At 62.3% G+C, this 9,838-nt stretch carries 6 protein-coding genes and 1 pseudogene; 5 read left to right on the top strand and 2 right to left on the bottom strand.

Going from position 1 to position 9,838, the window contains the following annotated elements; genetic code table 11:
- Window positions 1-163, top strand: a pseudogene (locus MOV63_RS31085) (LysR family transcriptional regulator); the annotation flags it as partial.
- Window positions 164-172: 9 nt separating this feature from the next.
- On the opposite strand, the gene MOV63_RS31080 reads toward MOV63_RS31085, so the two are convergent.
- Entirely contained in the window at window positions 173-1,225 is a 1,053-nt protein-coding gene (locus tag MOV63_RS31080) for a low specificity L-threonine aldolase (RefSeq protein WP_247039560.1), read from the bottom strand.
- Between the two features lie 477 nt (window positions 1,226-1,702).
- Here MOV63_RS31080 and gltB point away from each other — a divergent pair, with 477 nt between their 5' ends.
- From gltB to MOV63_RS31060, 4 genes are read left to right on the top strand one after another with little or no spacing between them, the layout of a single operon-like run.
- Window positions 1,703-6,424: a glutamate synthase large subunit gene (gene gltB, locus MOV63_RS31075; protein WP_405029406.1), complete on the top strand. Its 4,722-nt coding sequence runs from the start codon at window positions 1,703-1,705 to the stop codon at window positions 6,422-6,424.
- 60 nt (window positions 6,425-6,484) lie between these two features.
- Window positions 6,485-6,757 (top strand): antitoxin, encoded by a 273-nt coding sequence (locus MOV63_RS31070; protein WP_247039558.1) that lies wholly within the window; start codon window positions 6,485-6,487, stop codon window positions 6,755-6,757.
- A complete protein-coding gene (locus MOV63_RS31065; protein ID WP_405029405.1) occupies window positions 6,757-7,152 on the top strand; it encodes a type II toxin-antitoxin system VapC family toxin in 396 nt (131 codons plus the stop codon). Before MOV63_RS31070 ends, MOV63_RS31065 begins: the two co-directional genes overlap by 1 nt.
- A gap of 20 nt (window positions 7,153-7,172) precedes the next feature.
- Window positions 7,173-8,627 carry a glutamate synthase subunit beta gene (locus tag MOV63_RS31060; protein WP_038545105.1) on the top strand — a complete coding sequence of 485 codons (1,455 nt, stop codon included), beginning with the start codon at window positions 7,173-7,175 and terminating at the stop codon, window positions 8,625-8,627.
- A 63-nt stretch (window positions 8,628-8,690) separates the two neighbouring features.
- Here MOV63_RS31060 and MOV63_RS31055 read toward each other — a convergent pair.
- On the bottom strand, window positions 8,691-9,838 hold a 1,148-nt coding region (locus MOV63_RS31055; protein WP_247039555.1), incomplete at its 5' end, for a DUF459 domain-containing protein.

The raw sequence follows: 9,838 nt of genomic DNA, 5'->3' as shown, positions 1-9,838 counted from the left end.
CAGCATGGCGCCGGCGGGGCTCAAGGAAATCGCCGCGGACCGGCTGCCGGTGCTGGAAGACGTGGAGTTCGTGCTGGTCCCACGACGCGGCGCCGATGCCGCGCTCATGGAAGCGCTGTCGAGCCTGATCGTGGCGCAGATCGCGCCGCAGCGTCAGGTGTAGCTTGAGGCTTCAACCCGCCTTGCAGATCGCCAAAAACTGGTCGATGTCCTCTTCGGTGGTGGCGAATGAGGTCACGAGGCGGATCAGGGTTTCGTCGTCCTTCACCGGCTCCGGCATGTTGGTCGGCACCGGCCAGCCGTAGAATTTTGCGCCCCTGGCTTCGGCAGCCTCGGCGGACGCCTTGTTGAGCACGGCGAAAACCTCGTTGGAGGTCGTGTCCCAGGCAAGCCTTGTGCTGTTCAGCGAGCCGATGCCGGCGCGCAGGCGGTCGGCCATGCTGTTGGCATGGCTTGCCATGTTGAGCCAGAGCCCATCCTGCAGGTAGGCGTCGAACTGGGCCGAGATGAAGCGGGTCTTGGAAAAGAGCTGGGCGGCGCGCTTGCGGATGAAGGCGAAGTCCCTGGCGAGTTCCGGATTGAAGAACACGATCGCTTCGGCACACCAGCAGCCGTTCTTGGTGCCGCCGAAGGAGAGGATGTCGATGCCGCGCTTCCATGTCATTTCGGCGGGGGAGACGTCGAGCGAGACCAGCGCGTTGGCGAAACGGGCGCCGTCCATATGCACCGGCAGGCCGCTCGCCTTGGCAATCGCGGTGATCGCGTCGATCTCGCCGAGCGTATAGATGGTGCCGGTCTCGGTGGCCTGGGTGAGGGTGACGGCGGCGGCGCGGCCGTGATGCAGCGAATCCTGCGGAAAACCGGCGATGCGGGCGCTGAGCTTTGCCGGGTCCATCTTGCCGTCTTCGCCTTCGACGGGAACCATGCGCATGCCGGAAAAGAAATCGGGAGCGCCGCACTCATCCTCGATTACATGCGCTTCCGTATGAGAGAAGGCGACTCCGCCGACCCGCGCGATGCTGGCGAGCGACAGCGAATTGGCAGCCGTACCAGTAGAGACGAAATAGACCGAGACGTCCCGCTCGAAAATCTCGTTGAAACGGGCTTCGACCGCCTTGTCGAGATCGCTGTTGCCATAGGCGGCGGCAAACCGGGTCGACTCCTTGGAGAGGCGTTCATTGATCGAAGGATGGGCGCCGGCCCAATTGTCGGAAGCGAAAAACATTCTGAAAAATACCCTGGAAGTTTTGTCTCGGAAGCTTGGGGAGATTAATCTTTTTGAACCGGTAATCAATCGGCGAGGGCGGTCGAGCGGCCAAAACGGTTAGGTCAGCACCCGCCACGCTTTAAAACGCCCTCGATTGTAATTAAATTTCCACATCTACGCCATTCGGCGTAATCTTCTGTCGCAAAAGGCGGGAGATTTTTAATGACCGCTCTTGTCGCGGGTTAACTTCTATGGCATAGATTTTGGAAATTAGGACAGAAGTACTGTCCTAATTTCGGGAAATGAAGCGTTATTTTGCGTGTCTTTCCCGCTGACGTTCGCGCCGATCCGGGTTATGTTGCGCTGCGAAGCTGCAACCGCACCGGAGCGGCGCCATCGCATGAAGCACGGGATGGAGCCTCGGCCTGTCATCCCCAAGAGACAATTGAGAGCCACTTTGCCCGCTGCCGAAGGCGGCCAACAGGAGGAATGACGATGACGAAGACCATCTCCGAGATATCCGGCGCTGAAGCCCCGATGTCGGCCGAGACGACAGTTCGCGTTCCATTTGTCGCCGGCGGTTTGCCGATGGCTCAGGGCCTCTATCACCCGCGCAACGAGCACGATGCCTGCGGCGTTGGCTTCATTGCCCATATGAAGGGCAAGAAGTCGCACCAGATCGTCAAGGACGGCCTGTTCATCCTCGAAAATCTGACGCATCGCGGTGCCGTCGGCGCTGATCCGCTGATGGGCGATGGTGCCGGCATCCTGGTGCAGATCCCCGACCGTTTTTTCCGCGAGGAGATGGCAAAGCAGGGCGTCACCCTGCCGAAGGCTGGCGAATATGCCGTCGGCCACATCTTCATGCCGCGTAAGGCGGATGAAATCGAGCACTATAAGAAGGTAATCCAGGACGTCGTCGCGGAGGAGGGGCAGCAGTTCCTCGGCTTCCGTGACGTGCCGGTCGATAATTCGTCACTTTCCAAGGCGCCGGATATCGCTGCCACCGAGCCGCATCACGTCCAGGTCTTCATCGGTGCCGGCAAGGATGCCGCGACGAACCATGATTTCGAGCGCAAGCTGTTCCTGATCCGCAAGGTGATCTCCAACCGCATCTACGACGCGTTCGGTGGCGTCGACATGGGTTTCTATCCGGTGTCGCTGTCGTCCTCGACGATCGTCTACAAGGGCATGTTCCTCGCCTATCAGGTCGGTGCCTATTACAAGGATCTTGCCGACCCTCGGTTCGAGACGGCGGTGGCGCTTGTCCACCAGCGCTTCTCGACCAACACATTCCCGTCCTGGAAGCTCGCGCATCCCTACCGCATGGTCGCTCATAACGGCGAAATCAACACGCTGCGCGGCAACGTCAACTGGATGGCGGCGCGCCAGGCGTCGGTCTCCTCGCCACTGTTCGGCGACGACATTTCCAAGCTCTGGCCGATTTCCTACGAAGGCCAGTCGGACACGGCCTGTTTCGACAACGCGCTGGAGTTCCTCGTGCGCGGCGGGTATTCGCTTGCCCATGCGGTCATGATGCTGATCCCGGAAGCCTGGGCCGGCAACCAGTCGATGTCGAAGGAGCGCAAGGCCTTCTACGAATACCATGCCGCCCTGATGGAGCCGTGGGACGGTCCGGCCGCCGTTGCCTTCACCGACGGTCGCCAAATCGGCGCGACGCTCGATCGCAACGGCCTGCGTCCGGCCCGCTACATGGTCACCGACGACGACCGGATCATCATGGCGTCCGAAGCGGGCGTGCTGCCGGTGCCGGAAGAGAATATCGTCAAGAAGTGGCGTCTGCAGCCCGGCAAGATGCTGCTGATCGACATGGAAAAGGGCCAGATCATCTCCGACGAGGAGCTGAAGTCCGAACTTGCGACCAAACATCCTTATGGCAAGTGGCTGGACAAGACCCAGCTTATCCTCGAAGACCTGAAGCCGGTGGAGCCGCGGGCGCTGCGTCGCGACGTGTCGCTGCTCGACCGTCAGCAGGCCTTCGGCTACACCTCGGAAGACACCAAAATCCTGATGTCGCCGATGGCGACGACGGGCCAGGAAGCCATCGGCTCGATGGGCACCGACACGCCGATTTCGGCGATGTCGGAAAAGTCGAAGCTGCTCTACACCTATTTCAAGCAGAATTTTGCGCAGGTCACCAACCCGCCGATCGACCCGATCCGCGAGGAGCTGGTCATGAGCCTCGTGTCGTTCATCGGTCCGCGCCCGAACATTCTCGACCACGAGGGTGCGGCGAACGCCAAGCGTCTGGAAGTGCGCCAGCCGATCCTGACCAATGGCGACCTCGAGAAGATCCGCTCTATCGGCCACACCGAAGACCGGTTCGACACCAAGACGCTCGATTTTACCTATGATATCGAGCGTGGTGCCGAAGGCATGCCGGAAATGCTGGACCGTCTCTGCGAACGTGCGGAAGCGGCGGTCAAGGGCGGCTACAACATCATCGTGCTTTCCGACCGCCAGATCGGTCCCGACCGCATCGCGATCCCGGCACTGCTGGCGACGGCTGCCGTGCATCATCACCTGATCCGCAAGGGGCTCAGAACCTCGGTCGGCCTCGTCGTCGAGAGCGGCGAGCCGCGCGAGATCCATCACTTCTGCTGTCTCGCCGGTTATGGCGCGGAAGCCATCAACCCCTATCTTGCCTTCGACACGCTGACCGACATGCACATGCGCGGCGAATTCCCCAAGGAAGTGGATTCCTCGGAAATCGTCTATCGCTATATCAAGGCGGTCGGTAAGGGCATTCTCAAGGTCATGTCCAAGATGGGCATCTCGACCTACCAATCCTATTGCGGTGCGCAGATCTTCGATGCGATCGGCCTGTCTTCGGGTCTGGTCGAGAAGTATTTCTTCGGCACGGCTTCGAACATCGAAGGCGTCGGTCTGGAAGAGATCGCTGAGGAAACGGTTTCCCGGCACCACGCCGCCTTCGGCAAGGACCCGGTCCTCGCCTCCACGCTCGATATCGGTGGCGAATATGCCTACCGCATGCGCGGAGAAAGCCACGCCTGGACGCCGGATGTGGTCGCGACGCTGCAGCACGCGGTGCGCGGCAACAGCCAGGAGCGGTACCGCGAATTCGCCGAGATGGTGAACGAGACGGCAGTGCGGATGAACACGATCCGCGGCCTCTTCAAGATCAAGTCTGCCGAAGCGATCGGCCGCAAGCCTGTCTCGATCGACGAGGTGGAGCCGGCCGTCGATATCGTCAAGCGGTTCTCGACCGGCGCCATGTCGTTCGGCTCGATCAGCCGTGAGGCGCATACGACGCTCGCCATCGCCATGAACCGGATCGGCGGCAAGTCGAACACCGGCGAGGGCGGCGAGGAAAGCGACCGCTACATGCCGCTGCCGGACGGTTCTCAGAACCCCGAACGCTCGGCGATCAAGCAGGTCGCGTCCGGCCGCTTCGGCGTGACGACCGAATACCTGGTCAATGCCGACATGCTACAGATCAAGGTGGCGCAGGGCGCAAAGCCCGGCGAAGGCGGCCAGCTGCCCGGCCACAAGGTCGACGCGACGGTTGCCAAGACCCGGCATTCGACGCCGGGCGTCGGCCTCATCTCGCCGCCTCCGCACCACGACATCTATTCGATCGAAGATCTGGCGCAGCTGATCTACGACTTGAAGAACGTCAACTCGACTGCCGACATTTCCGTCAAGCTCGTCTCGGAAGTGGGCGTCGGCACGGTTGCCGCAGGTGTGGCCAAGGCGCGTGCTGACCATATCACGGTTGCCGGTTTCGACGGCGGCACCGGCGCATCGCCGCTGACCTCGCTGAAGCATGCGGGTTCCCCTTGGGAAATCGGCCTTGCCGAAACCCAGCAGACGCTGGTGCTGAACGGTCTTCGTTCGCGCATCGCCCTGCAGGTCGACGGTGGCCTGAAGACCGGCCGCGACGTCATGATCGGCGCGCTGCTCGGTGCCGACGAATTCGGCTTTGCGACCGCTCCGGTCATCGCCGCCGGCTGCATCATGATGCGCAAGTGCCACCTGAATACCTGTCCGGTCGGCGTGGCGACGCAGGACCCGGTCCTGCGCAAGCGCTTCAAGGGGACGCCTGAGCATGTCATCAACTACTTCTTCTTCGTCGCCGAAGAAGTGCGCGAGATCCTGGCATCGCTCGGTTTCACCCGCTTCGACGAGATCATCGGCATGGTCGAGCTTCTCGAAAAGGACCAGATGATCGCCCACTGGAAGTCCAAGGGCCTCGATTTCTCGAAGATCTTCCACAAGGTGGAGGCTCCGAAGGAGGCGACCTATTGGACGCAGCGCCAGAAGCATCCGATCGACGACATCCTCGACCGCAAGCTGATCGAGAAGTCGCAGGCTGCCCTTGAGAACAAGGAGCCGGTGGTCTTCGAAGTGCCGATCAAAAACGTCGACCGTTCCGTCGGCGCGATGCTGTCGGGTGCGCTCGCCAAGCGCTGGCGCCACAAGGGCCTCAAGGACGACACGATCCATGTGACGCTGCGCGGCACCGCCGGCCAGTCGTTCGGCGCGTTCCTGGCGCACGGCATCACGTTCGATCTGGTCGGCGACGGCAACGACTATGTCGGCAAGGGCCTGTCGGGCGGCCGCATCATCGTGCGCCCGCCGGAGAACTCCAGGATCGTCGCTGAGAACTCGATCATCGTCGGCAACACCGTGCTTTACGGCGCGATCACCGGCGAATGCTATTTCCGCGGCGTTGCCGGCGAGCGCTTTGCCGTTCGCAACTCCGGTGCCATCGCGGTCGTCGAGGGCGTGGGTGACCACGGCTGCGAATACATGACCGGCGGCATCGTCGTCGTGCTCGGCGAGACGGGCCGCAACTTCGCGGCGGGCATGTCCGGCGGCGTCGCTTATGTGCTCGACGAGACCGGCGATTTCGCCAAGCGCTGCAACATGGCGATGGTCGAGCTCGAGCCGGTTCCGGAAGAGGACGACATGCTGGAGAAGCTGCACCATCACGGCGGCGACCTCATGCACAAGGGACGCGTCGACGTTTCCGAGGACATGACGCGCCACGACGAGGAACGCCTCTACCAGCTGATCTCCAACCACCTGCACTACACGGGCTCCAACCGCGCCAAGGAAATCCTCGACCGCTGGAGCGAATACCGCCCGAAATTCCGCAAGGTCATGCCGGTCGAATACCGCCGTGCTCTGGTGGAGATGGAGCGGATGCGGATGGGCGTCGCTGCGGAGTAACTTCACCGGGCATCATTGCTGTGATATGCTGGCGGCATATGACGACGATGGAGTATGGAGATGAACGAACACATAAGGGAGTCTCGTGAGGATGGTGGCGTTACCGTCAGCATCTTCAAAAATGGTCGCAGCCGTGCAGTACGCATACCGAAGGAATTCGATCTGGATGGCGACAAGGTCGTGATGGTGAAGCAGCCAGATGGATCGATCCTCATTCGAACGGCGGTAACTGCCGGGCTGATCGACTATCTCAGGCAAGCTGAAGCTTGGACTGGGGAAGATTTTATCGCGAGTGACGACGATCTGGCGCCGCTTCATGAGATCGACCTTTGATGCGCTTCATGCTCGATACCAACATCGTTTCGGCCATCGTCCGTGATCCTCGCGGCAAGGTGTTCGAGCGGTTGGCTGAAGTGGGAGAACAGAACGTCTTCATCAGCATCATCACGCATGGTGAGGTCTGGTATGGCGTCAAGAAGAACGGCTCTGAGGAATTGGCGCGTAAGGTCGCCGCAGTCACGCGGAGGTTTTATGTCGCTCCGCTCAACCTGCCGGTAGACCAGCGCTATGCCGACATCCGGCAGGTATTGAGACAGGGCAAGAATATCGGTCCAAACGACCTCTGGATCGCTGCTCATGCCCTTGCATTGGATGCGGTCTTGGTGACGAACAACGAGAGTGAGTTTTCCCGGGTGCCGGGATTGAAGATTGAGAACTGGCTGCGGTAGCGGCGAAGTAGAGGTAGAACATGGGCAAGGTAACGGGTTTCCTGGAGATCGACCGGCAGGTGGGCAAGTATCAGCCGGCCTCCGACCGCATCCGCCATTTCCGCGAATTCACCATCCCGATGTCGGATGCGGAGGTCACCAAGCAGGCGGCGCGCTGCATGGACTGTGGCATTCCCTATTGCCACGGCCCGACCGGCTGTCCGGTTCACAACCAGATCCCGGACTGGAACGACCTCGTCTACAACAACAAGTGGGAGGAGGCGATCCGCAACCTCCATTCCACCAACAACTTCCCGGAATTCACCGGCCGCGTCTGCCCCGCCCCTTGCGAGGAAGCCTGCACGCTGAACCTCGAGGATGCGCCGGTCGCGATCAAGACGGTCGAGCAGGCCATCGCCGACAAGGCCTATGAGCTCGGCTTCATCGCGCCGCAGCCCGCAACCGTTCATACCGGCAGACGAGTGGCGATCATCGGTTCCGGCCCCGCCGGCATGGCGGCTGCCCAGCAGCTCGGCCGCGCCGGCCATGAGGTGCATGTCTACGAGCGCGAGTCCAAGGCCGGCGGCCTGCTGCGCTACGGCATTCCGGACTTCAAGATGGAGAAGAACTTCATCGACCGTCGCGTCGAGCAAATCACCGGCGAAGGCGTGACCTTCCATTACGGTGCCAATATCGGCGTCGACATTCCCGTCGAGAAGCTGATCGCCGAACACGATGCGGTGCTTTATTGCGGCGGTTCGGAAACCCCGCGGCCGGCCGGCATTCCAGGCGTCGAGCTGCATGGTGTCTATGACGCGATGCCTTACCTCGTGCAGCAGAACCGTCGCCTCGGCCGCGAAAACATCGATAGCGTCGCCTGGCCGGCCGATCCGATCCTCGCCGGTGCCAAGCATGTCGTCGTCGTCGGCGGCGGTGATACAGCGTCGGACTGCGTCGGCACGGCCTTCCGCCAGGGCGCCGTCAAGGTGACCCAGCTCGACATCCGCCCGCAGCCGCCGGAAAAGGAAGACAAGCTCGCCGTCTGGCCGTTCTGGGCCACCAAGATGCGCACCTCGTCCAGCCAGGCCGAAGGTGCGGTGCGCGAGTTCCAGGTGGCGACGCTCGAATTCGTCGGCGAAGACGGCCAGCTCATCGGCGTGCGCTGCTGCGAAGTCGACGAAAGCCGCAAGCCGATCGCCGGCACGGATTTCATCATCAAGGCGGATCTCGCCTTCATCGCCATCGGCTTTTCAGGCCCTCTGACGGACGGTGTTCTGAACGAGCTCGAAGGCAAGCTGACGCTGAATGTCGACCGCCGCGGCTCGACCAATGTCGTCGCCAACGACAAGGACTACAAGACTTCAGTCGACAAGTTCTGGACCGCCGGCGACGTGCGCCGTGGCCAGTCGCTGGTCGTCTGGGCGATCCGCGAAGGCCGCCAGGCAGCGCGGGCGATCGACGAGGCGCTGATGGGAAGCTCGGTTCTGCCGCGGTAAGCGGGAGCGGAATTCAATAACGTGGGAGCGATCTTGCTCCCACGCCAACGATGACAACTGCTGCTACTGGGCCACTTTCACCTTGTAATCATCAACCCGTCCGGCCGGTGCGGGGGCCAGTTCGCCGCGCCTGACCAGTTTGTCGCGCGGCGTTTCGACGAGGACCGGCGGGAGCGGGGCTGCGCCGAGAAGATCCTTGCCGCCGTCGAGTTCGGGGTCGGAGAGGCTGATCGGATGGGTCGGGACCGCCTGGCCGGGCGAGGCGGGAAGGGCTGACAGTGCCGGCAGGTTCGAACCGTCGAGCTTGATGACATCGGGGCTTGCCATTTCGCCGAGATGCCGGCGGGCCAGTTTTTCCACGTAGAAGGCGAGCTTCTGTTTGCCGGCCTTGGTGAAGGTGATGCCGTCGGAACCGCGCAGGCGCACCTGCTGGCCGTTGACGTCTGAGCCGGTGATGACGAACTTGCCGTCCTCGTCGACGAAACCTTCCCAGATGTCGACGAATTCGCCGCCGGCCTTTTCAACCTGGTTGCGATAGATGGCGTTGAGCGTCACGGCGTCTGCGGTTGCGGTCGGCGACTGGAAGGAGGGCAGGCCGACCCAGAGAAGCGGCAGCTTGCGGGAAGTGACAATGCCAACGAGCCGGGTCACCCGCCGCTCGTATTCCTTGAACCAGGCGTCGCTGCGGAACTTTTCCTTGGTGTTGCCGATCGTCATCTGCTGGCGGTCGTTGGCGCCGAGCATGACGACGACGACGGCCGGCTTCACCTCGTCGAGCATGGCGGGGAGTTCGCCCGGCCAATCGAAGTGATCCTCGCGGACGAGACCGGAGGAGCCGTCGCTGCGCTCGGTGATCGCGACGCCGGGAGCGGTCGCGAACGCCGTTTCCAGTTCGCTGCCGATGCCGCCGGCCATGAAGTCGCCGACCACCAGAACCTGTTTGGCATTGTCGATTTTGGCAACCGGTTCCGGCGCCGCCGGCACCATTGGCTGCACCGGGCGTGGAGCGGCCGCCCGTCCCGTGCTGCGGCGCGGACGCGGCCTCATATCGATGATCGAGCCATCCCGGTCGTAACGGCGTCGGCTATAAGGAGGAGGTTGCTCATAGCGGTCGTCGCGTTCGTAACGCGGGCCGCCAAACAGGTAATCGAAGAGGTTGCGGCGCGGGAGAGGCTCCTGGGCGGCGGCCGGCCGCGGCGCGACCGGCAGGG

The organism is Neorhizobium sp. SHOUNA12A (assembly GCF_023006505.1).
Classification (GTDB): Bacteria; Pseudomonadota; Alphaproteobacteria; order Rhizobiales; family Rhizobiaceae; genus Neorhizobium.
The sequence above is the reverse complement of the archived record's forward strand: the minus strand, read 5'-3'. Positions and strand labels throughout refer to the sequence as shown.

What these genes read in the sequence shown, in the direction of transcription:
- MOV63_RS31060 (WP_038545105.1), top strand. Translation starts at nt 7,173, where the DNA reads ATGGGCAAGGTAACGGGTTTCCTGGAGATCGACCGGCAGGTGGGCAAG.
- MOV63_RS31080 (WP_247039560.1), bottom strand. Translation starts at nt 1,225, where the DNA reads ATGTTTTTCGCTTCCGACAATTGGGCCGGCGCCCATCCTTCGATCAAT.
- gltB (WP_405029406.1), top strand. Translation starts at nt 1,703, where the DNA reads ATGACGAAGACCATCTCCGAGATATCCGGCGCTGAAGCCCCGATGTCG.
- MOV63_RS31070 (WP_247039558.1), top strand. Translation starts at nt 6,485, where the DNA reads ATGAACGAACACATAAGGGAGTCTCGTGAGGATGGTGGCGTTACCGTC.
- MOV63_RS31065 (WP_405029405.1), top strand. Translation starts at nt 6,757, where the DNA reads ATGCGCTTCATGCTCGATACCAACATCGTTTCGGCCATCGTCCGTGAT.